Source organism: Serratia sp. CY82433, from assembly GCF_052166535.1.
Classification (GTDB): domain Bacteria; phylum Pseudomonadota; class Gammaproteobacteria; order Enterobacterales; family Enterobacteriaceae; genus Serratia; species Serratia sarumanii.
This window is the reverse complement of sequence record NZ_JBJNOR010000001.1, coordinates 827,470-849,016: the sequence shown is the minus strand read 5'-3', so window position 1 is coordinate 849,016 and position 21,547 is coordinate 827,470. Positions and strand designations below refer to the sequence as shown.

17 protein-coding genes are annotated in these 21,547 nt (G+C 63.1%); 9 read left to right on the top strand and 8 right to left on the bottom strand.

The window, feature by feature from the left end:
- Nucleotides 1-146: 146 nt before the first annotated feature.
- The gene (gene clpA / locus ACJ8PI_RS04185; RefSeq protein WP_025302261.1) at nucleotides 147-2,426 is read right to left on the bottom strand and encodes an ATP-dependent Clp protease ATP-binding subunit ClpA; all 2,280 of its coding nucleotides are present in this window, start codon (nucleotides 2,424-2,426) and stop codon (nucleotides 147-149) included.
- 27 nt (nucleotides 2,427-2,453) lie between these two features.
- Nucleotides 2,454-2,774 (bottom strand): ATP-dependent Clp protease adapter ClpS, encoded by a 321-nt coding sequence (gene clpS, locus ACJ8PI_RS04180; protein ID WP_004928347.1) that lies wholly within the window; start codon nucleotides 2,772-2,774, stop codon nucleotides 2,454-2,456.
- A gap of 355 nt (nucleotides 2,775-3,129) precedes the next feature.
- Between clpS and cspD the strand changes: the two genes are divergently transcribed.
- Nucleotides 3,130-3,351 carry a cold shock-like protein CspD gene (gene cspD, locus ACJ8PI_RS04175; RefSeq protein ID WP_004928349.1) on the top strand — a complete coding sequence of 74 codons (222 nt, stop codon included), beginning with the start codon at nucleotides 3,130-3,132 and terminating at the stop codon, nucleotides 3,349-3,351.
- Nucleotides 3,352-3,438: 87 nt separating this feature from the next.
- Here the strand turns inward: cspD and macB are convergent, their stop codons facing one another.
- Together macB and macA are read right to left on the bottom strand one after the other, a co-directional pair.
- Nucleotides 3,439-5,385: a macrolide ABC transporter ATP-binding protein/permease MacB gene (gene macB / locus ACJ8PI_RS04170; protein ID WP_039566730.1), complete on the bottom strand. Its 1,947-nt coding sequence runs from the start codon at nucleotides 5,383-5,385 to the stop codon at nucleotides 3,439-3,441.
- Nucleotides 5,385-6,500: a macrolide transporter subunit MacA gene (gene macA / locus ACJ8PI_RS04165; RefSeq protein WP_033637836.1), complete on the bottom strand. Its 1,116-nt coding sequence runs from the start codon at nucleotides 6,498-6,500 to the stop codon at nucleotides 5,385-5,387. The genes macB and macA overlap by 1 nt, the downstream gene beginning before the upstream one ends.
- Before the next feature lie 194 nt (nucleotides 6,501-6,694).
- Here macA and ACJ8PI_RS04160 point away from each other — a divergent pair, with 194 nt between their 5' ends.
- Entirely contained in the window at nucleotides 6,695-7,648 is a 954-nt protein-coding gene (locus tag ACJ8PI_RS04160; RefSeq protein ID WP_039566731.1) for a VirK/YbjX family protein, read from the top strand.
- Nucleotides 7,649-7,662: 14 nt separating this feature from the next.
- On the opposite strand, the gene ACJ8PI_RS04155 is transcribed toward ACJ8PI_RS04160, so the two are convergent.
- A complete protein-coding gene (locus ACJ8PI_RS04155; protein WP_033637834.1) occupies nucleotides 7,663-9,321 on the bottom strand; it encodes an ATP-dependent endonuclease in 1,659 nt (552 codons plus the stop codon).
- Nucleotides 9,322-9,508: 187 nt separating this feature from the next.
- Here ACJ8PI_RS04155 and ACJ8PI_RS04150 point away from each other — a divergent pair, with 187 nt between their 5' ends.
- From ACJ8PI_RS04150 to ltaE, 5 genes are all read left to right on the top strand, one after another.
- Nucleotides 9,509-10,405 (top strand): lysine exporter LysO family protein, encoded by an 897-nt coding sequence (locus ACJ8PI_RS04150; RefSeq protein WP_004928363.1) that lies wholly within the window; start codon nucleotides 9,509-9,511, stop codon nucleotides 10,403-10,405.
- 180 nt (nucleotides 10,406-10,585) lie between these two features.
- Nucleotides 10,586-12,235, top strand: coding sequence for a hydroxylamine reductase (gene hcp / locus ACJ8PI_RS04145; RefSeq protein WP_033646641.1), 1,650 nt, complete (start codon nucleotides 10,586-10,588; stop codon nucleotides 12,233-12,235).
- Nucleotides 12,236-12,291: 56 nt separating this feature from the next.
- On the top strand, nucleotides 12,292-13,293 hold the full coding sequence (gene hcr, locus ACJ8PI_RS04140) for an NADH oxidoreductase (protein ID WP_048321405.1): 1,002 nt from the start codon (nucleotides 12,292-12,294) through the stop codon (nucleotides 13,291-13,293).
- Nucleotides 13,294-13,492: 199 nt separating this feature from the next.
- The gene (gene poxB / locus ACJ8PI_RS04135; protein ID WP_039566737.1) at nucleotides 13,493-15,214 is read left to right on the top strand and encodes a ubiquinone-dependent pyruvate dehydrogenase; all 1,722 of its coding nucleotides are present in this window, start codon (nucleotides 13,493-13,495) and stop codon (nucleotides 15,212-15,214) included.
- Between the two features lie 76 nt (nucleotides 15,215-15,290).
- The gene (ltaE, locus tag ACJ8PI_RS04130; RefSeq protein WP_164134098.1) at nucleotides 15,291-16,307 is read left to right on the top strand and encodes a low-specificity L-threonine aldolase; all 1,017 of its coding nucleotides are present in this window, start codon (nucleotides 15,291-15,293) and stop codon (nucleotides 16,305-16,307) included.
- A gap of 30 nt (nucleotides 16,308-16,337) precedes the next feature.
- On the opposite strand, the gene ACJ8PI_RS04125 is transcribed toward ltaE, so the two are convergent.
- Both ACJ8PI_RS04125 and ACJ8PI_RS04120 read right to left on the bottom strand, forming a co-directional pair.
- Nucleotides 16,338-17,033: an N-acetylmannosamine-6-phosphate 2-epimerase gene (locus tag ACJ8PI_RS04125; protein ID WP_033646654.1), complete on the bottom strand. Its 696-nt coding sequence runs from the start codon at nucleotides 17,031-17,033 to the stop codon at nucleotides 16,338-16,340.
- Nucleotides 17,030-18,586 (bottom strand): PTS transporter subunit EIIC, encoded by a 1,557-nt coding sequence (locus ACJ8PI_RS04120; protein WP_164134097.1) that lies wholly within the window; start codon nucleotides 18,584-18,586, stop codon nucleotides 17,030-17,032. Before ACJ8PI_RS04120 ends, ACJ8PI_RS04125 begins: the two co-directional genes overlap by 4 nt.
- A 167-nt stretch (nucleotides 18,587-18,753) precedes the next feature.
- Between ACJ8PI_RS04120 and ACJ8PI_RS04115 the strand changes: the two genes are divergently transcribed.
- Nucleotides 18,754-19,581 (top strand): MurR/RpiR family transcriptional regulator, encoded by an 828-nt coding sequence (locus tag ACJ8PI_RS04115; protein ID WP_033646657.1) that lies wholly within the window; start codon nucleotides 18,754-18,756, stop codon nucleotides 19,579-19,581.
- On the opposite strand, the gene ACJ8PI_RS04110 is transcribed toward ACJ8PI_RS04115, so the two are convergent.
- Nucleotides 19,582-19,929 carry a DUF1294 domain-containing protein gene (locus ACJ8PI_RS04110; RefSeq protein WP_033654657.1) on the bottom strand — a complete coding sequence of 116 codons (348 nt, stop codon included), beginning with the start codon at nucleotides 19,927-19,929 and terminating at the stop codon, nucleotides 19,582-19,584.
- 150 nt (nucleotides 19,930-20,079) lie between these two features.
- Between ACJ8PI_RS04110 and ACJ8PI_RS04105 the strand changes: the two genes are divergently transcribed.
- On the top strand, nucleotides 20,080-21,519 hold the full coding sequence (locus ACJ8PI_RS04105; protein WP_164134096.1) for a DUF2867 domain-containing protein: 1,440 nt from the start codon (nucleotides 20,080-20,082) through the stop codon (nucleotides 21,517-21,519).
- Nucleotides 21,520-21,547: the final 28 nt, after the last annotated feature.

Here is a 21,547-nt window from a genome sequence, read left to right as displayed (position 1 = left end):
TCCGTTTACCCCCGCAGCGACGTTACACAACGGGTTGCAGGTGCGCAGGTAAACTGAGAGGGCTCACTCGTTTCTGTTGTACGGTGAATCTCACCCATAAAAAAAGCGATGCCGAAGCATCGCTTTTTCTTTGCCTGAAGGCGGCCTTAGTGCACCGCGCCCTCGTCCGCCTTGCGCTTGGCGGCGCTGAGGAAGTGGTAGGTCAGCTGTTTCTTGTCCTTGTCCAGCTCGACCTTCACGGAGCCGCCGTCCACCAGCGAGCCGAACAGCAGTTCGTTGGCCAACGGTTTCTTCAGATTTTCCTGCATGACGCGCGCCATCGGACGAGCGCCCATCGCGCGGTCGTAGCCCTTCACCGACAGCCAGTCGCGCGCTTCGTCGCTCACTTCCAGCGAGACGCCCTTCGCATCCAGCTGCGCCTGCAGTTCGACAATAAACTTGTCGACCACCTGCTGGATCACCTCGGTAGACAGATGGTTGAACCAGATGATGTTGTCCAGACGGTTGCGGAACTCCGGCGTAAACACCTTCTTGATCTCTTCCATCGCGTCAGTGCTGTTGTCCTGCTGCACCAGGCCGATCGACTTGCGTTCGGTTTCCCGCACCCCGGCGTTGGTGGTCATCACCAGGATCACGTTGCGGAAGTCCGCCTTGCGGCCGTTGTTGTCGGTCAGCGTGCCGTTGTCCATCACCTGCAGCAGCAGGTTGAACACGTCCGGGTGCGCCTTCTCGATCTCATCGAGCAGCACCACCGCATGCGGATGCTTGATCACCGCATCGGTCAGCAGCCCACCCTGATCGTAACCGACGTAGCCCGGAGGCGCGCCAATCAGACGGCTGACGGTATGCCGCTCCATGTACTCGGACATGTCGAAACGCAGCAGCTCGATATCCATCGCCTTGGCCAACTGTACGGTGACCTCGGTTTTCCCGACCCCGGTCGGCCCGGCGAACAGGAAGGAACCGACCGGCTTGCGCTCGTGGCCCAGGCCGGCGCGGCTCATCTTGATCGCTTCGGTCAGCGCTTCAATCGCCTGATCCTGGCCGAACACCAGCATCTTCAAGCGATCGCCCAGGTTTCTCAGCACGTCGCGATCGCTGGCCGACACGGTTTTCTCCGGGATACGAGCGATGCGCGCCACCACGGATTCGATATCGGCCACGTTGACGGTTTTCTTGCGCTTGCTGGCCGGCATCAACCGGCTGCGGGCGCCCGCCTCGTCGATCACGTCGATCGCCTTATCCGGCAGATGACGATCGTTGATGTATTTCACCGACAGCTCCACCGCGGCGCGGATCGCCTTGGCGGTATAACGCACGTCGTGGTGCGCTTCATACTTGGTCTTCAGGCCGTTGATGATCTGAACGGTCTCTTCCGCCGTCGGTTCGGTGATGTCAATCTTCTGGAAACGGCGCGCCAGGGCACGATCCTTTTCGAAGATGTTGCTGAACTCCTGGTAGGTGGTCGAGCCGATCACCCGGATCTTGCCGCTCGACAGCAGCGGTTTGATCAGGTTGGCGGCATCCACCTGCCCACCGGAAGCCGCGCCGGCGCCGATGATGGTGTGAATTTCATCGATGAACAGAATGCTGTTCTGATCCTGCTCCAGCTGCTTGAGCAGCGCCTTGAAGCGCTTCTCGAAGTCGCCGCGGTATTTGGTGCCGGCCAGCAGTGAACCGATGTCCAGCGAATACAGCGTGCAGTCCGCCATCACTTCCGGCACGTCGCCCTGCACGATACGCCAGGCCAGGCCCTCGGCGATGGCGGTCTTGCCGACGCCGGATTCGCCGACCAGCAGCGGGTTGTTTTTACGACGGCGGCACAGCACCTGAATCGCGCGCTCCAGCTCACGATCGCGGCCGATCAACGGATCGATGCCGCCCACACGGGCCAACTGATTGAGGTTGGTGGTGAAGTTTTCCATACGGTCTTCCCCTCCGGACTGCTCTTCGTTCACCGGGTTTTCCGCATTCGGCGCTTGGCCCGGCTCGTCTTTACGCGTGCCATGTGAAATGAAGTTCACCACGTCGAGACGGCTGACGTCGTGTTTGCGCAGCAGATAGGCCGCCTGCGACTCCTGCTCGCTGAAGATGGCCACCAACACGTTGGCGCCGGACACTTCGCTGCGGCCGGAAGATTGCACATGGAAGACCGCGCGCTGCAGCACGCGCTGGAAGCTGAGCGTCGGCTGAGTGTCACGCTCTTCTTCGCCGGCGGGCAGCGTCGGTGTGGTTTGTTCGATGAAGGCTTCCAGCTCCTGGCGCAACGCGGCCAGATCCACCGTACATGCCTCAAGCGCTTCTCGCGCGGCAGGGTTGCTCAGCAACGCCAGCAACAGGTGCTCCACGGTCATAAACTCGTGTCTGTGCTCACGCGCCCTGGCGAAAGCCATGTTGAGACTGAGTTCCAGTTCTTGATTGAGCATAAGCACCTCCCCAATAGATTGCCTTATTCAGGCTTTTTCCAGCGTACAAAGCAACGGATGCTCGTTCTCCCTTGCGTACCGGTTCACATGGACGACTTTGGTTTCCGCCACCTCGGCGGTAAAAACACCACAGATCGCCTTGCCTTGATAGTGGACCGTGAGCATCAGTTGCGTTGCGCGTTCAATATCATAAGAAAAGAACTTTTGCAGAACGTCAATCACAAATTCCATCGGTGTGTAATCGTCGTTGTTAAGTATAACTTTATACATAGACGGCGGTTTTACCGCATCGATTTGTTTTTCTTCGGCCAAGTGTTCAAAGTTTAGCCAGTCGTTGTTATTGCCCATCGCTGCTCATCTTCTCTGCTCTGCCCTCAGATATGGGGGCAGGTTTCGGTTATTCAAAGTGGGGATAGTTACTATTTTATCATCTTCGGCTTCGTCCCGCCGCACTGTAACGTGCGCAAAAAAACGGGCCAATTGTGACTGAATCGTGGCAATAGCGTTACCTGCTTCAAACTTTGGTGAACTGCTCCCCGCCGACAAAAGCCGATCCCTTGACGCCCCGATCATTTGCTCTAGAGTGTAAATTCGTGGCTGGTGGTCTTTTAACCACCCCTTGTCCACCCTGCTACCCGCCCACGGCGGGTGCGAAATCAGTTATTCATCTCACTTAAAATAGCGTTGCGAGGGATGTAAAAGCATGGAGACGGGTACTGTTAAATGGTTTAACAACGCCAAAGGTTTTGGCTTCATCTGCCCAGCCGGCGGCGGCGAAGATATTTTCGCGCATTATTCCACCATCAAGATGGATGGTTACAGAACGTTGAAGGCGGGCCAGCAGGTCAGCTTCGACGTGCATCAAGGGCCGAAAGGGAACCATGCCAGTCTTATTGTGCCGGTGGAAAGCGAGGCGCTGTCCTAAACGCTTCCGGCAAAGTCGCGCTGCACTGAGCGTGACTGCGATAAAAATGCCAGCCGCCGTGTGACTGGCATTTTTTATGCCTGTTACCTACTCGCGCGCCAGCGCATCGATCGGATTCAGCCGCGCGGCATTGCGCGCCGGCAGATAGCCGAACACCACGCCGATGCCGGTGGAACAGAGGAACGCGCTCAGCAACGCCGCTGGCGGGAAGCTGATCTGCCAGCCCGGCAATACCAGCTGCACCGCCAGGCCGATGGCGAACGACAGCGTAATCCCCAGCGCGCCCCCCACCAGGCAGACCAGAACCGCTTCGATCAGGAACTGCTGCAACACGTCGCCGGAACGGGCGCCCACCGCCATGCGGATGCCGATCTCGCGCGTGCGTTCGGTCACCGACACCAGCATGATATTCATCACGCCGATGCCGCCGACCACCAGCGAAATCACCGCCACCAGCGTCAGGAACAGCTGCAGCGTGCGGGTGGTTTTCTCGGCGGTTTGCACCAGGCTGTCCATGTTATAGGTGAAGAAGTCCTTCTTGCCGTGGCGCAGCGTCAACAGGCGCGACAGCTGCTGTTCCGCTTCCTTGCTGTCGTAGCCGTCGCGGATGCGCACGGTGATCGAGTCAAAATAATTGTTGCCCATCAATCGGTTGGCCATGGTGCTGTAAGGCACCCACACGTTCAGCGTCTTGCTGCTGCCGAACATCGACTGCTTCTCCTTGGCAACGCCGACCACCGTCGCCGGCATGTTGCCTACCAGGATCACCTCGCCCACCACGTTCTTCTGGTGCGGGAACAGCCGCCGCTGGGTATTGGCGTCGATCACCACCGTCTGCGCCTGCGACTGCACCTGCATCGAGTCGATGCCGACGCCCTGGGTAAAGCTCATGCCGTACACGCGGAAGAACTGCTCGCTGACGCCGTTGACGTTAGCCGCCGCGTCGACGTTGCCCAAGCGCAGCCGCATGCTGCTGCTGATGCTCGGCGACAGCGCGCTGATGTACGGCTGTTCGCGCAGCGCATCGAGATCGCCGTATTTCAACGATTGCCGGTAGGTCGGATCGTCATCGCCGAAGTCCTTGCCGGGATAGATATCGACGGTGTTGGTGCCGATGGATTTAATGTCCGCCAGCACCATCTGCTTGGCGGCGTCGCCGATCACCAGGATCGACACCACCGAGGCGATGCCGATAATGATGCCGAGCATGGTCAGCGCGGTGCGCATCTTGTTGGCCGCCATCGCACGCCAGGCCATCACCAGCGCCTCGCGGAAACGGCCGCCCACCTGCCGCCAGGAAGCCGCCGCCGCGGCCAGCGCCAGCGGCTTGGCCTGCGCATTCTCCTGCGGTGCCGGGCGCGAATCGGCGATAATCTCGCCGTCGCGGATCTCGATGATCCGCTCCGCCTGGCGCGCTACCGCCGGATCGTGGGTCACCAGGATCACCGTGTGGCCCTGGGCGCACAGCTGTTTGAGGATCGCCATCACCTCTTCGCCGGAGTGGCTGTCGAGCGCGCCGGTCGGTTCATCCGCCAGGATCACCTGCCCGCCGTTCATCAGCGCGCGGGCGATGCTGACGCGCTGCTGCTGGCCGCCGGAAAGCTGGCTCGGCCGGTAGTTGACGCGCTCCCCCAGCCCCAGACGCCGCAACAGCGCCTCCGCCCGCTCGCGCCGCGCCGCTTTGCCCAGCCCCGCGTACACCGCCGGCACTTCGACGTTGTGCGCCGCACTCAGGTGCGGCAGCAGATGATAGCGCTGAAAGATAAAGCCGAAATGCTCGCGCCGCAGCTGCGCCAGCGCATCGTCGCTCAGCGTCGCCACATCCTGCCCGGCCACCCGATACACGCCGGCGCTCGGCTTGTCCAGACAGCCGAGAATATTCATCAGCGTCGATTTGCCGGAGCCGGAGGCCCCCATGATCGCCACCATTTCACCGGCATCGATGCTCAGGCTGATCCCCTTCAGCACCTCCACCGTCTGCTCGCCGGAACGGTAGCTGCGGCGAATGCCGCTCAGCTGCAACAGCGCCGCCATCAGCCGGCCTCCACGCCGCCGCGGCTGACGATCACCTCATCGCCCGCCTCGAGGCCGCTGAGGATCTGCACGTCGATATTGTTGCGCAGGCCGATAGCCACCTCGCGCTTCTCTTCCTTGCCCTGCTTCAGCACCGAGACGTGGTAGCGATTGTCGGCGATCTGATCGCCCAGCGCCGCCAGCGGGATCACCAGCGCCTGCTCGACGCCGGCCAACTGAATATGCACCTGCGCCGTCATTTGCAAGCGCAGCAGCCTTTCCGGGTTGGGCACTTCGAAACGCGCATAATAGAAGATGGCGTTGTTGACCTTTTCCGGCGTCGGCTGAATGTCTTTCAGCACGCCGTCGAAGCGCCGGGTCGGATCGCCCAGCACCGTGAACCAGGCCTTCTGACCCGGCTTGAGGTTGATGACGTCGGCCTCCGACACCTGCGCCTTCACCAGCATGGTGCCGAGATCCGCCAGCGTCAGAATGTTCGGCGCCTGCTGCGCCGCGATCACCGTCTGGCCCTGCAGCGTGGTGATCTGCACCACGTCGCCATCCATCGGCGCCTCGATGCGGGTATAGGCCAGGTTGATCTTGGCGGTATCCAGGCTGGCCTGGTTCCGCGCGATCTGCGCATTGATGGTGCCCACCTGCGCCTTCTTCACCGCCAGCTGCGTCGCCGCCTGATCCAGATCCTGGCGCGACACCGCCTGCAGCTTGGCCAGCGCCTGGTTGCGCTGCAGCGTGACCGCCGCCAGCTGCTGTTCGGCCTGCGCCTGCAGCAGTTGCGCATGCAGTTCACGCAGCGTCGCCTCGCCTTCGCGGATGCTGTTCTGCGCCTGTTGCGGATCGATAACGCCCAGCAACTGGCCTTTCTTCACCTTGTCGCCGATCTCGACATACAGCTTTTCCAACTGCCCGCTGACCTGCGCGCCGACGTCAACCTTGCGCACCGCGTCCAGCTGGCCGGTCGCCAACACGTTCTGCTGCAGATCGCGTTTGCTGGCTTTCACCGTTTTGAAATCGGTTGGCGCCGGATGGCGAAAGTGCCAAACGGCCGCCGCGGCAAGCGCCGCAATGACCGCCAGAACGAGTATCCAGCGGCGTTTATGTCCTGTAAACCCTGTCAAAATTGACCTGCCTGTGCTTGTGAATATCAACCGCCCATTGCGGCGGCGGAGCTAAATTAGCACGCACCGTAGGGAATAACTAAACCTTAGCTCAACACAATGTGGAGACACGCCTGGTTACAGTTCAGCATTGAACTCCCGTTTAGTGAAGCCTTGATGAAATAGCGCCATTCAATACAGCCAAGGATTTCATCATGTCACAGCTCAGCTACCCACTCGCCTCCGCCCGGCCGCTTAACGGCTGGCAACTGATGGCGGCGCTGATCAATGGCGAAAAGGCGCCAAGCAACGCCTGGAAAAAGCCCGCGTTTCGCCTGAAGTTTCTCGGCCGTTCGCTGCTCAACTGGCGCACCACCAGCGGCCTGCTCAGCACCCTGGCCAGCAACCCGCTGCGGGAGGAGATCCTGAGCGCGCAGCCGAACCTGCCGTGCAAACTGCATCGCCCGTACCTGGCGGCCAACATGAGCAAGATCGAATGCCTGTTCGCCCTGCGCGATCATTACGATCTTATCGCACAGCGCATGCCGCTGAAGATGCGCCTCGGCCACCTCGGCCCGCAGCCTTTCGTGCTGGCCCGCGCGATGGGCAAAAACGGAGCGCCGATCGCGCTGGAACTGGCGGCGATCGACAAGCTGAATAAGGAAGGGGAAGCCACGCTGCTGCTGCGCAACGCCAACGGCGTGATGCTGGCGGAGATCACCTTTGCGCTGATGCATTATCAGCAGCAGCCGACGCTGTTCATCGGCGGCCTGCAGGGCGCAAACCATGAGGTGCCGCACGCCGAGATCCAGCACACCACCAAAGAGTGCCACGGCCTGTTCCCCAAACGGCTGGTGCTGGAAGGCATCTGCACGCTGGCGCGGCACCTCGGCATCCGCCAGATCGTGGCGGTCGGCAACGCCACCCATATCTATCAAAACTGGCGTTACCAGAGTAAGAAGAAGGACCAACTGCACGCCGATTACGATCAGTTCTGGCTGTCGATGGGCGCCAAACCGCTCGACAGCGGCTATTTCCTGCTGCCCGAGCGCATCGCCCGCAAGCCGATCGAAGAAGTTGCCAGCAAGAAGCGCGCCGAGTATCGCCGCCGCTATCAGCTGCTGGACGAGCTGGAACAGGGATTGGCGGCGCATTTCTGCGCCCGATAACGCCCGGCGGGCCGTCAGTCCGCCCGGCCGCGCGCCAGCCAGATCACCCGTGAGAACATTTTCTTCAGCAGCGGCGGCACCGAGTCCGTGCCCCATTCGCCGGCCTGCATCGCGACCTCGATCGCCAGATCCGGCTTCGACGAGTGGTGGACCGCTTTCAGGATCACCTTGCGCACCGGCATTTGCGCGTTGATCGGCACCGACGCCATCCGGTGATAGACCGGGCCGAACCCTTCGCGGAACATGAAGTGTTCCATGTCCGGCGCCGGCAGCGCGGTCAGCCGATCGCGTTCGTTGTCTTCATGATTGTCCAGCAGGCTGCGCACGGTATTGGCGTACTTTTTGCCCGCCTCGTCGCCGTCCACCAGCGCATGCCACTCGATGCCCATGCGGCGGGCGAAGCGCAGCAGCGGCTTCAGGCCGCACTGGGCGAACTCGATGACCCGCACCCCTTCCGCCTCGAAATGGTAGCCGCACTGGCGCGCCAGCTCGTTCAGCAGCCACACTTCGGTCTCGCCCTCCACCAGCAGCCAGCAGCGGGCGAACAGCGACGACGGCCGGTTGAAACGGATGTGAAACGCGATGCGCCGCCCGTCTTCGGCGCTCAGCCCGCGCGGCCCGAGACGGTAGGTCGCGACCCGCCCCGACTCGCGCACCAGCCGGCAGACGTGCTCCACCGGCACCAGCGACACCAGTTCGCTGGAGTTGGTGGTGGTGATGCGCTGCAGCGGCAGCTGATTGAGCAGCCCCCAGGCCACCGACAGCATAATCGGGTGCAGGCGAGTTTCCGGGTCTTCCACCAGCAGCAGCGGCCGTGCATGCGCATCCAGCTTAACGTCGCCCTTGGCCTGCAGCAGGGTGGAAAACATCCCCAGCAGGATCAGGCGCATGCTGCGGCTGTTCGGTTCGGCCACCATGCGGTTGATGCCGTCCAACGCACGCCAGGCATCCTGCTCCGGTTCGCCGCCGCGGCGGCGCGGCCGCGTCACCTGCGAACTTTGCTCGGCGAAGTAGTGCTCCAGCAGTTGCTGCATGGCCGCCAGCCCCTGACGCAGTTCGCCGTTGGTCAGCTTCTGCGGATTGCGCACCAGCTCGCGCGTCAGCTGATCCAACTGCTGCGCCAGCGCCTGGGTATCGGGTTTGCGTTCATCGCCGAGGCTGCTGGGGCGCAGGCGACGAATAAAGCGCGCGTCGCGCAGGCGCAATACCGGATGAATGCGGATGATGGCGTGGGCCAGCTGTTCGATATGGTGCAGTTGAAAGGCGTTGCCGTCGGCGTCGAGAAAACCGCGCCAGGTGCACACCGTGCCGTCGTCGGCCAGCTCGCCTTCGCAGCGGTAATGAATGCGGCTCAGGCCATCCTCGCCCTTGACCCACAGCGGCGTCAGGTGGCGATAGCGCGGCAGGTGCGCATGGCCGATGTCTTTTTCGCAGAAGGTGAACACCACCTGCAGGTGGCGCTCTTTGGCCGCCTCTTCTCCGGGCGGGAAATGGAAGTCGTGCGCCTCAAACCGATACAGCTTCTGCTCCGGCGCCAGCAGCAGCGTCAGCGCATCCAGCAGGCTGGATTTACCCCAGGCGTTTTCGCCGAGCAACAGCGTGTTGTCGTCCAGCATCAGGGACAGCCGGTTAATGCCGCGAAAACCTACAATTTCGATACGCTCCAAGAACATCCGCCGCCTCCCGTGCGCGCCGTCGCCTCGTCAATGAGGCAACCTTCACAGAGCATGGTCAAAAAACCCCTTGCAGGTCAAGCGGCCAACGTCAAATCTGCCGCTTTACTCCGGCCGGGCTTTTGGTTAGCGTGTGCTCCTCGCCGCCGTTCGGCGCGCGCCAAAACTCAAGGACACAAGCTGCACCATGTACTCAGGACTGTTGATTATTCTGTTACCGCTGATTGTCGGTTACCTCATTCCCTTACGCCATCGCCCGCTGCTGGTGCTGATCAACCGGCTGCTGAGCTGGATGGTGTACGTGATCCTGTTTTTCATGGGTATCAGCCTGGCGTTCATGGAAGATCTCAGCAGCAACCTGGTGCTGATCTTCCAATACAGCGCGGTGTTCTTCTTCTGCATTCTCTGCGCCAATCTGCTGTTGCTGGCGCTGCTGGAGCGGCGCATGCCGTGGCGCAGCAGCCATAAACAGGAAAAGCTGCCTTCGCGCGTGCACATGGCGCTGGAGTCGCTCAAGCTGTGCGGCGTGGTGCTCGGCGGCTTCCTGCTCGGCCTGACGCAGTGGCAATGGCTGCAGTTCGCCCATAAAGGCAGCGAATATGCGCTGATCTTCCTGCTGCTGTTGGTCGGCATTCAGCTGCGCAACAGCGGCATGACGCTGCGCCAGATCGTGCTCAACCGCCGCGGCACGCTGGTGGCGTTGGTGGTGACCGTCGCGTCGCTGGCCGGCGGCGCGCTGGCGGCGCAGCTGCTGGGGCTGCCGGTCAAGGCCGGGCTGGCGATGGCCTCCGGCTTCGGCTGGTACTCGCTGTCGGGCATTCTGATCACCGACGCCTACGGCCCGGTGATGGGCAGCGCCGCGTTCTTCAACGATCTGGCGCGCGAGCTGGTGGCGATCATGCTGATCCCGACGCTGGTGCGCCGCAGCCGCTCCACCGCCCTCGGCCTGTGCGGCGCCACCTCGATGGACTTCACCCTGCCGGTGCTGCAGCGCAGCGGCGGGCTGGACATGGTGCCCCCCGCCATCGTGCACGGCTTCCTGCTGAGCCTGCTGGCGCCGGTGCTGATCGCCCTGTTCTCCTGATCCTCTCCCCTGGGGGCCGCCCGGCCCCCAAAGCGTAATAATTCCCATCCGCACGGCAAAATTGCGCTAAATCAAACTTGCCCGCAGTAGTCGCACAAAAGCCTTTTGCAACCCCGATCGCCGATCTATGCTTTTAAACAAGCATTATAAATGCAACTTTAAAAATAAAAGGAAGCGACTATGTTCTGTGTGCAATGTGAACAAACCATCCGTACCCCGGCAGGCAACGGCTGCGCGTATGCTCAGGGCATGTGCGGCAAGACGGCGGAAACCTCCGATCTGCAGGATCTGCTGGTGGCGGCGCTACAGGGCCTCTCCGCCTGGGCACTGCAGGCGCGTTCGCTGGGCATCGTCGATCACGAGATCGACAGCTTCGCCCCGCGCGCCTTCTTCTCCACCCTGACCAACGTCAACTTCGACTCCCAGCGCATCATCGGCTACGCGCGCGAAACCCTGCTGCTGCGCGATTCGCTGGCTGCCCGTTGCCGGCTGCTGGATGCCGGCGTGCGCGTCGATCACCCGATGGCGGCGCTGCAGCTGGCCGGTGACGATATGCCTGCGCTGCTGCAACAGGCGGCGCAGTTTGCCCTCAACGGCGACAAGGCCGAGGTCGGCGACGACGTCCACGGTTTGCGCATGCTGTGCCTGTACGGCCTGAAAGGCGCCGCGGCCTATATGGAACACGCGCACGTGCTCGGCCAGTTCGACGAGCAGCTCTATGCCGACTACCACGCCTTTATGGCCTGGCTCGGCACTCGGCCGCGCGACGTCGACACCCTGCTGAACAACGCCATGGGCATCGGCAAGATGAACTTCAACGTGATGGCGATCCTCGATCGCGGCGAAACCCAGGCCTACGGCGATCCACAGCCCAGCGCGGTCAACGTGCGCCCGGTGGCCGGGAAAGCCATTCTGATCTCCGGCCACGATCTGAAAGATCTGCGCATGCTGCTCGAACAAACCGAAGGGCAAAACGTCAACGTCTACACCCACGGTGAAATGCTGCCGGCGCACGGCTATCCGGAGCTGAAAAAATTCAAGCATCTGGTGGGCAACTACGGCAGCGGCTGGCAGAACCAGCAGACGGAGTTCGCCAAATTCCCCGGCCCGATCGTGATGACCTCCAACTGCATCATCGATCCGAACGTCGGCAACTACGGCGATCGCATCTGGACCCGCAGCATCGTCGGCTGGCCGGGCGTCAACCATCTGGAGGGCGACGACTTCGGCGCCGTGATCCGCCAGGCGCAGGGCATGAACGGCTTCCCTTATACCGAGATCGAGCACCTGATCACCGTCGGCTTCGGCCGCCAGACGCTGCTGAACGCCGCCGACACGGTGATCGATCTGGTGTCGCAGAAAAAACTGCGCCACGTCTTCCTGGTCGGCGGCTGCGACGGCAGCCGCGACGAGCGCAGCTACTTCACCGACTTCGCCCGCAGCGTGCCGCAAGACTGCCTGATCATGACGCTGGCCTGCGGCAAGTACCGTTTCAACAAGCTGGACTTCGGCACGCTGGAAGGGCTGCCGCGCCTGCTGGACGTCGGCCAGTGCAACGACGCCTATTCCGCCATCATGCTGGCGGTCAAGCTGGCGGACACGCTCGGCTGCAGCGTCAACGAGCTGCCGCTCAGCCTGGTGCTGTCGTGGTTTGAACAGAAGGCGATCGTCATTCTGCTGACGCTGTTGTCGCTGGGGGTGAAAAACATCGTCACCGGCCCGACCGCGCCGGGCTTCCTGACCGACAACCTGATGGCGATCCTCAACGAGAAATTCGGCCTGCGTCCGATCACCACCGTCGAGCAGGATATCAACGCGCTGCTCGCCTGATGCCATTACGTTATGGGGCCGCCTGCGCCGGCCCCTTTGCTTTTTGAGGTGCCCCGATGACTCAACCCACTCCGCTTTGCCCGAACCGCATGCAGGTACATTCCATCCAGCGCGAAACCGCCGACGTCTGGACGCTGAACCTGATATGCGACGTTTTCTACCCTTATCAGGCGGGCCAGTTTGCGCTGGTCAGCATCCGCAACAGCGAGGAGACGCTGCGCGCCTATACGCTCTCTTCCTCGCCCGGCCAGAGCCGCTTTCTCAGCATCAGCGTGCGCTGCCTGCCGGACGGCGTCGGATCGCGTTGGCTGACGCAAGAGGTCAAGCCCGGCAACACGCTGTGGTTGTCCGACGCGCAGGGCGAGTTCAGCTGTGAGCGCCACCCGGCCGATCGTTATCTGATGCTGGCCGCCGGCTGCGGCGTGACGCCGATCGTCTCGATGTGCCGCTGGCTGACCGCCAACCGTCCGGCCTGCGATATCGCCGTGATCTTTAACGTGCGCACCCCCGCCGACACGATTTTCGCCGATCAGTGGCGCGCGCTGTGCGCCGCCCATCCGCAGCTGCGCCTGACGCTGATGGCCGAGCGGGATCTGCAACCCGGCTACCTCAGCGGCCGCATCGATGAGCAGACGCTGCGGCAGGCGGCGCCGGATATCGCCGAACGCACGGTGATGACCTGCGGCCCTGCGCCCTACATGGACCACGTGGAGCAGCTGTGCCGTCGGCTCGGCGTGCCGGCCGAGCGTTTCCATAAAGAGCAGTTCCACACGCCGGCGGCGCAGGCCGATGCCACCGAAGGGCTGACGCTGCGCGCCGCCCGCCCGCTGCGCGAATTCCGCGTGCCGGTCGGCAGCACGCTGCTGGCGGCGATGGAGGCCAATGCCCTGCCGGTCAACGCCGCCTGCCGCGCCGGGGTGTGCGGCTCGTGCAAAACCCGCATCCTCGAGGGCGACTACACCACCACCAGCACCATGACGCTGAGCGCAGAAGAGGTAGCTCAGGGCTACGTGCTGGCCTGCAGTTGCCAGCTGCGGGGCGACGTCACGCTGGCGTGATCCCCTGGCCCCATCGCCGCGATGGGGCATTTATCGGCAAGTTCCCCCCTCCCCGCCCGGTTACACTTTCCCCCGTCCTACGCTCTTTACCCTTCCTGACCGCATCTCGTCCACCGCCGGTAAGCTATGCTTGCAGTTGTTCTGCTGCCGCTCACCGGATCGAGTACACATCGTTTTTTAAACCATGTTTGGGGGAACCATGAAGCAAACCGTAGCCACACTGATCGCCAAAACGCTGGATCAAGCCGGCGTAAAACGCATTTGGGGCGTGACCGGCGATTCGCTCAACGGCCTTAGCGACAGCCTGCACCGCATGGGCACCATCGAATGGCTGGGCACCCGCCATGAAGAGGTGGCCGCCTTCGCCGCCGGCGCCGAAGCCCAGCTCACCGGCCAGTTGGCGGTGTGCGCCGGTTCCTGCGGCCCCGGCAACCTGCACCTGATCAACGGCCTGTTCGACTGCCACCGCAACCATGTGCCGGTGCTGGCGATCGCCGCGCACATTCCTTCCAGCGAAATCGGCAGCGGCTACTTCCAGGAAACGCATCCCCAGGAGCTGTTCCGCGAATGCAGCCACTATTGCGAGCTGGTTTCCAATCCGGAACAGCTGCCGCGCGTGCTGGAGATCGCCATGCGCAAGGCGATCCTCAACCGCGGCGTCTCGGTGGTGGTCTTGCCGGGCGACGTGGCGCTGCGCATGGCACCGGAAGACGCGACCCTGACCTGGCATACCCCGGCGCTGCCGCTGGTGCAGCCGCCGATGAGCGAGCTGAACAAGCTGGCGGAAACGCTGAACAAGGCGAAAAACATCACCCTGATGTGCGGCAGCGGCTGCGCCGGCGCGCACGATGAGGTGGTCAAGCTGGCCGAGCTGCTGCAGGCGCCGGTGGTGCACGCGCTGCGCGGCAAAGAGCATATCGAATGGGATAACCCTTACAGCGTCGGCATGACCGGGCTGATCGGCTTCTCCTCCGGCTACCACGCGATGATGAACGCCGACACGCTGGTGCTGCTCGGCACCCAGTTCCCCTACCGCGCGTTCTACCCCACCAACGCCAACATCATTCAGATCGACATCAACCCCGGCAGCATCGGCGCGCACTGCCCGGTCAACATGGCGCTGGTGGGCGATATCCACACCACCCTCGCCGCCCTGCTGCCGCAGCTGGAGCCCAAGCGCGACCGGGCGTTCCTCGACAAGGCGCTGGAGCATTACCGCAACGCGCGCAAGGATCTCGACGGGCTGGCGACCGCCAACGACGACCAACCGATCCACCCGCAGTATCTGGCGCAGCAGCTCAGCCGGTACGCCAGCGACGACGCCATCTTCACCTGCGACGTCGGCACGCCGACGGTGTGGGCCGCCCGCTACGTGAAAATGAACGGCAAGCGCCGCCTGCTCGGTTCGTTCAACCACGGTTCGATGGCCAACGCCATGCCGCAGGCGATCGGCGCCCAGGCCACCGCGCCGGATAAACAGGTGATCGCCATGTGCGGCGACGGCGGCTTCACCATGCTGATGGGGGATTTCCTGTCGCTGGCGCAGCTCAAGCTGCCGGTGAAAATCGTGGTGTTCAACAACAGCGTGCTGGGGTTCGTGGCGATGGAGATGAAGGCCGGCGGCTACCTGACCGACGGCACCGATCTGCATAACCCGGACTTCGCGGCGATCGCCAACGCCGCCGGCATCAAGGGCATCCGCGTGGAAAAAGCCTCGGAGCTGGACGTCGCGCTGCAGGAGATGTTGGCGCACCCCGGCCCGGCGCTGCTGGACGTGGTCACCGCCAAGCAAGAGCTGGCGATGCCGCCGCAGATCAAGTTCGAACAGGCGAAAGGCTTCAGCCTGTACATGCTGCGCGCCATCATCAACGGCCGTGGCGACGAAGTGGTCGAGCTGGCGAAAACCAACTGGCTGCGCTAAGCAAGCTGCCCCCCGGTGAAATAAGGGTATATGATGCCATGTACCCTTTTCCTCTCCCTTACATTCCAGGAACCCTATGCTTATCGATCTACGCAGCGACACCGTCACCCGCCCCAGCGCCGCCATGCGCCAGGCGATGGCTCAGGCAGAGGTCGGCGACGACGTCTACGGCGATGACCCGACGGTCAACGTGCTAGAGGCCGAGGCGGTGCGCCTGTCGGGCAAAGAGGCGGCGCTGTTTTTGCCCAGCGGCACCCAGGCCAACCTGGTGGCGCTGCTGAGCCACTGCCAGCGCGGCGACGAGTATCTGGTCGGCCAACAGGCGCACAACTATAAATACGAGGCCGGCGGCGCAGCGGTGCTGGGCAGCATCCAGCCGCAGCCGATCGAGGCCGACGCGGACGGCACGCTGCCGCTGGACAAGCTCGCCGCCGCCATCAAACCCGACGATATCCACTTCGCCCGCACCCGGCTGCTGAGCCTGGAAAACACCATCGGCGGCCGAGTCCTGCCGCAGGCCTACCTGCAGCAGGCGTGGCAGTTTACCCGCGAGCGGCAGCTGGCGCTGCATATCGACGGCGCGCGCATCTTCAACGCCGCCGTGGCGCTGAACCTGCCGCTGAAAGAAATCGTGCAATACTGCGACACCTTCACCATTTGCCTGTCGAAAGGGCTGGGCGCGCCGGTCGGGTCGCTGCTGTGCGGCAGCGAGGCCTTCATTCAGCGCGCGCTGCGCTGGCGCAAGATGACCGGCGGCGGGCTGCGTCAGGCCGGCATCCTGGCGGCGGCCGGCCTCTACGCGCTGGAGCATAACGTCGCGCGGCTGCGCGAAGACCATGACAACGCGGTCTGGCTGGAGCAACAGCTGCGGCAGATCGGCGTGGAGGTCGTCGAACCCGGCGCACAGACCAACGTGCTGTACCTGCGCCAACCGCCGGCGCTGGCGGCCAAATTCGGCCCGTGGATGCGCGAACGCGGCGTGCTGATCAGCAGCGGCCCGCTGACGCGCATTCTGACCCACCTCGACGTCAGCCGTCAGGATCTGCAGCGGGTGGTCGAGCTGTGGCGGGAGTTCCTCCAGCAGCACGCCTGATTTCCCCTCCCCGGCGCGCCGGGGAGCCCTTCACCGCCCGCCGATGGCCTCGACAAAGCGGCGGGTGATCTGCTGCGGGCGCGTAATGGCGCCGCCCACCACCACAGCATGCGCCCCCAGCGCCAGGCAGCGCGCGGCCATCGCCGGCGTTTCGACATTGCCCTCGGCGATGACCGGCACCGGCACCGCCGCCAGCACCGCACGCAGAAAGCCGAAATCGTCCTCCGCCAGTCGGGCGCCCCGGCTTTCGGCGGTATAGCCGTGCAGCGTGGTGCCCACGCAGTCGAACCCCAACCTGGCAGCCTCTTGCGCTTCTTCCACGGTGGCGATGTCTGCCATCAGCAGCAGCCGGGGATACCTGGCGCGGATCGCGGCAACCAGCGCCGCCAGCTGCAGCTCCCCTGGCCGCCGGTGGCCGGTAGCGTCCAATGCAATCATCTGCGGCGCCGCAGTCATCAGCTCATCGATTTCACGCAGGGTCGGCGTGATATAGACATCGCTACCGGCATAATCGCGCTTGATAATGCCGATCACCGGCAGCGCCACCGTGCGCAGGATGGCTTTAACGTCTTCGACGCCGTTGGCGCGGATCGCCGCCGCACCGCCTTGCTCGGCCGCCAGCGCCATGCGCGCCATGATAAAATCGCTGTGCAGCGGCTCGTCGTCCAGCGCCTGGCAAGACACCACCAGCCGGCCCTTAATCTGCTGCAAAATGGAAAGCGTCATAAATCCAACAACTCCTCGACTTCGTTTTTAATAATGGTCACGTGCGGGCCATAGATCACCTGAACGCCGTTGCCGCGAACGATCACTGCCCGCGCGCCGCTGGCCTTCAGCCCGCTTTCGTCCAGCAACCGACTCTGTTTTACCGTCACGCGCAGCCGCGTGGCGCAACAATCCAGTTCGACGATATTCTCTTTGCCGCCCAGCGCCGCCATCACCTGCTGCGAGCGTTCGGTGCCGGTCGTCACCGCTTCCGGCGTGGTTTCCACCTCGCGCCCCGGCGTTTTGAAATTGAAGCGCAGGATCAGGAAACGGAACGTGAAGTAGTACAGGAAGAACCAGGGCACCCCGACCAGCGGCACATACATCCAGTGGGTTTTCGCTTCGCCCTGCAACACGCCGAACAGCATGAAATCGATAAAACCGCCGGAGAACGTCTGGCCGATGGTGATATGCAGAATGTGCGCGATCGCGAACGCCAGGCCGTCGAACAGCGCGTGCACCACGTACAGCGCCGGCGCGATGAACAGGAACGAGAATTCGATAGGTTCGGTGATGCCGGTCAGGAAAGAGGTCAGCGCCGCCGACAGCAGCAGCCCGCCGACGCGTTTGCGGTTCTCCGGGCGCGCGCTTTGGTACATCGCCAGGCAGGCGCCGACCAGGCCGAACATCATGGTGATAAAGCGGCCGGACATGAAGCGCGCCGTGCCGATGTAGAACTGCTGCGTATTCGGGTCGGCCAACTGGGCGAAGAAAATGCGCTGCGTGCCTTCCACCAGCTGTCCGTTGATCACTTCGCTGCCGCCGAGCGCGGTAGTCCAGAACGGTAGGTAGAAGATGTGATGCAGGCCGAACGGCCCGAGCATGCGCAGCACGAAGCCGTAGATAAAGGTGCCGAGATAGCCGCTGGCGTCCACCAGCCCGCCCATGCCGAAGATCAGCCGTTGGAAAGGCGGCCACACCACGGTCATCAGGGCGCCGACCGCCATCGCCGCCAGCGAGCTGACGATCGGCACAAAGCGCGAGCCGCCGAAAAAGCCCAGGAACGGCGGCAGCGCTATCTTGTTGTAGCGGCCGTGCAGATACCAGGTCACCAGACCGATGACCACCCCGCCGAACACCCCGGTCTCCAGCGTCTGGATCCCGAGAATCGTTCCCTGCCCCACCGCGCCGGCGTTCTGCTCGGCCAGCGTGCCGTTGATTTTCAACAGCACATTGATGGTGGCGTTCATCACCAGGTAGGCGATCAGCGAGGCCAGCCCCGCCGTGCCCTTGTCGCTTTTGGCCAACCCCACCGCCACGCCGACCGCGAACAGGACCGCCAGGTTGGCGAACACGATGGCGCCGGCGCTGGCCATCACCGTAAATACGCTTTGCAGCCAGCCGACGTCGAGCCAGGGATACGCCTCGACGGTATTGGGGTTGGACAGCGCACCGCCGATCCCCAACAGCAGGCCGGCCGCCGGCAGCACGGCGATCGGCAACATGAACGATTTGCCGAACAGCTGGGCTTTTTCGAACCAGCCGCCGGAGCGCGACAATTCTGGTGTTGACATAAATTTTTCCCCGCTATCATTTTTATGATGAAAATTTTTACCACATTAAAATTAATTTAATGAAAATTTTATTCATAACGATGATCGGCTTCACAATCCGTCGATTTCGCTGGCGAGCGGCGGCGTCTTTCCGCCACAATAGAAACGGGAATACTCAGAAAGGTAACGTGATGAATACAGGCAACTTGTTATTGCGGCTGCGGCAGGATTTGGCGGGGTACAGCCCCACGCTGCAAAAGCTCGGCAACTATCTTCTTGCGCAGCCCTCCCGCGCCGTTTACCTGACCATCACCGAACTGGCGCGTGAAAGCGCCACCAGCGAAGCCAGCGTCACGCGGCTGTGCCGCCATCTGGGCTGTAAAGGCTATACCGAATTTAAAATGGCGCTGGCCCTCAGCCTACAACAAAGCCAGCCGGAGGCGGCGACGCGGCAAAGCGCGACGGAAAATTTGGTGGAAGAGAGCGTTCAGGCGCTGCGGGATACCGGCGCGCTGTTGGATCCGCAGGCGCTGCAACAGGCGGCGGACAGCCTGCAGCGTTGCGCTTCAGTGCAGATTTACGGCGTCGCCGCCAGCGCCATCATCGGCGATTTCCTGCACTACAAGCTGCTGCGCCTCGGCAAACCGGCGCAGCTGTTCAGCGACATGCACCGGGCGGCGATGAACGCCGCCTCGCTGAGTGAGCGGGATCTGCTGATCGTCATCTCCAGCTCCGGCTCCACCAAGGACGTGCTGCATGCGGTGGCATTGGCCAAAGGGCGCGGCGCACGCGTGATCGCCGTCAGCAACACCCAACGCAGCCCGCTGGCCAAGCTGGCGGATACGCTGCTGGTGGCGGCCAAACCGGAAGGGCCGCTGACCGCCGGCGCCCTGCCGGCCAAGGTCGGCGCCATGCTGCTGGTGGAGTTGATGATCGCCGAACTGGCTCGGCGCGATCCCGCCTACGCTCAGGCGATGCAGGCCACCGCCAGCGCCACCCTGCCGCTGCTGCTGTAATCAGAAGATCCAGCGGCCATAAACCCAGTACCACAGCCCCAGCACCGCCACCAGGTTGAGCGCCACGCTGAGGATGAACCAGGTTTTAAACGGCTGCTTCTGGGTTTTGTGGCGAAACAGCTGCTGTGCCGCCAGTGCGCCCAACCACCCGCCCAGCGCGCCGAACAGCAACAGCGTCGCCTCCGGCACCCGCCGCCACCCCTTGCGCGCCGCCAGCTTATCGCCGCCGTAGATCAGAAACGTCAGCAGGTTAGCCAGCAGCAACCACATCCACACCGGATGCAGCGAGAACAGGCTGGCGACCAGCGCCAGGCCCAGCAGGGCGTAACAAATCACATTGAGCTTCATGGCATCCGGTTTTTCGTTCGATAAAGGGCGCGTAGTGTGAACCTGCGCCACGATGGATGCAACCGGCTTATACCCATACAAAAAGTGCATTTAAACCCTGAATTTGGCATCCTGTCGTTCTGCCAATCCTCTACCGCACAAGGCGGCCCGATGACACCCCAACGCGTACTGGTTCTTGGAGCCAGCGGCTATATAGGCCAGAACCTGATCCCGCACCTGATCGAACAGGGGCACCAGATTACCGCCGCCGCGCGGCGCATCGAGTGGCTGCAGGAGCGGAACTGGCCGCAGGTCAACTGCCTGTATGCCGATCTGTACCGCCCGGAGACCCTGAGCGCGGCGCTGTGGGAGACAGATACGCTTTACTATCTGGTGCACGCTATGGGCGACGGCGACGATTTTATCGAGAAGGAGCGCCAGGCAGCGGAAAACCTGCGCGACGCGCTGCGCAATGCCGGCGTCAAACAGGTGATCTTCCTCGGCGCGCTGCAGCCGAACGACGACAGTTCGCCGCACCTGGCGGCCCGCCGCCTAACCGGCGAGATTTTGCGCCAGAGCGGCGTGCCGGTGACCGAACTGCGCGCCGGCATCATCGTCGGCCCCGGATCGGCGGCGTTCGAAGTGATGCGCGACATGGTCTATAACCTGCCGGTGCTGACGCCGCCGCGCTGGGTGCGCTCGAAGTCGTCGCCGGTGGCGCTGGAGAACCTGCTGGTTTATCTGGCCGACCTGCTGGCGCACCCGGCGCAGGAGCACCGCATCTTCGACGTTGCCGGGCCGGAGTACCTCAGCTACCAGGATATGTTCCAACGCTTTATCGCCCTCAGCGGCAAGCGGCGCTGGCTGATCCCGATCCCCTTGCCGACGCGGCTGATTTCGGTGTGGTTCATCAGCCTGATCACCTCGGTGCCGACGCCGATCGCCCGCGCGCTGATCCAGGGGCTGAAGCACGATCTGCCCGCTGACGGCCGGCCGCTGCAGGCGCTGATCCCGCAGCGGCTGCACACCTTCGATCAGGCGGTCGCCACCACGCTGCAGCGCGAACAGGAGGTGGTCGATTCCGCCGACTGGGGCTACGATCCGGCGGCGCGGGCCCGCTGGCGCCCCGGCTACGGTTACTATCCGAAACAGGCCGGTTGTTCACTGGACACCGCCGCCACCCGCGAGGCCCTATGGCAAACGGTGCAGCAGCTGGGGGGCGAAGAAGGCTATTTCTACGCCAATATTCTGTGGCGGATCCGCGCCCGCATGGACGACATGATCGGCAACGGCGTAGTCTATGGCCGCCCGGCGCGCGCGAGCCTGGCGCTGGGCGACGAGATCGACGGCTGGAAAGTCATCACGCTGAAACCGCTGCGGCAACTGGCGCTGCTGTTCGGCATGAAGGCGCCAGGGCTGGGGCGGCTGAGCTTCACCATTACCGATCACGGCGATCGCCGCACGCTGGACGTGCGCGCCTGGTGGCATCCGGCAGGCTTCAGCGGGCTGCTGTATTGGTTCGCCATGATGCCCGCGCATCTGTTCATTTTCCGCGGCATGGCGAAGCGCATCGCCGAACTTGCCGAGGGTCTGGACCGCCAACAGCGCTGAACGCCGTTCATTTGTCGATCAACCGCAC

Excerpts from the sequence above, each read along its gene's own strand:
- ACJ8PI_RS04120 (WP_164134097.1), bottom strand. The coding sequence starts at position 18,586 with ATGTCAACACCAGAATTGTCGCGCTCCGGCGGCTGGTTCGAAAAAGCC.
- ACJ8PI_RS04110 (WP_033654657.1), bottom strand. The coding sequence starts at position 19,929 with ATGAAGCTCAATGTGATTTGTTACGCCCTGCTGGGCCTGGCGCTGGTC.
- ACJ8PI_RS04160 (WP_039566731.1), top strand. The coding sequence starts at position 6,695 with ATGTCACAGCTCAGCTACCCACTCGCCTCCGCCCGGCCGCTTAACGGC.
- hcr (WP_048321405.1), top strand. The coding sequence starts at position 12,292 with ATGACTCAACCCACTCCGCTTTGCCCGAACCGCATGCAGGTACATTCC.
- hcp (WP_033646641.1), top strand. The coding sequence starts at position 10,586 with ATGTTCTGTGTGCAATGTGAACAAACCATCCGTACCCCGGCAGGCAAC.
- ltaE (WP_164134098.1), top strand. The coding sequence starts at position 15,291 with ATGCTTATCGATCTACGCAGCGACACCGTCACCCGCCCCAGCGCCGCC.
- ACJ8PI_RS04105 (WP_164134096.1), top strand. The coding sequence starts at position 20,080 with ATGACACCCCAACGCGTACTGGTTCTTGGAGCCAGCGGCTATATAGGC.
- ACJ8PI_RS04155 (WP_033637834.1), bottom strand. The coding sequence starts at position 9,321 with ATGTTCTTGGAGCGTATCGAAATTGTAGGTTTTCGCGGCATTAACCGG.
- clpA (WP_025302261.1), bottom strand. The coding sequence starts at position 2,426 with ATGCTCAATCAAGAACTGGAACTCAGTCTCAACATGGCTTTCGCCAGG.
- ACJ8PI_RS04150 (WP_004928363.1), top strand. The coding sequence starts at position 9,509 with ATGTACTCAGGACTGTTGATTATTCTGTTACCGCTGATTGTCGGTTAC.
- macB (WP_039566730.1), bottom strand. The coding sequence starts at position 5,385 with ATGGCGGCGCTGTTGCAGCTGAGCGGCATTCGCCGCAGCTACCGTTCC.
- clpS (WP_004928347.1), bottom strand. The coding sequence starts at position 2,774 with ATGGGCAATAACAACGACTGGCTAAACTTTGAACACTTGGCCGAAGAA.
- ACJ8PI_RS04125 (WP_033646654.1), bottom strand. The coding sequence starts at position 17,033 with ATGACGCTTTCCATTTTGCAGCAGATTAAGGGCCGGCTGGTGGTGTCT.
- cspD (WP_004928349.1), top strand. The coding sequence starts at position 3,130 with ATGGAGACGGGTACTGTTAAATGGTTTAACAACGCCAAAGGTTTTGGC.
- poxB (WP_039566737.1), top strand. The coding sequence starts at position 13,493 with ATGAAGCAAACCGTAGCCACACTGATCGCCAAAACGCTGGATCAAGCC.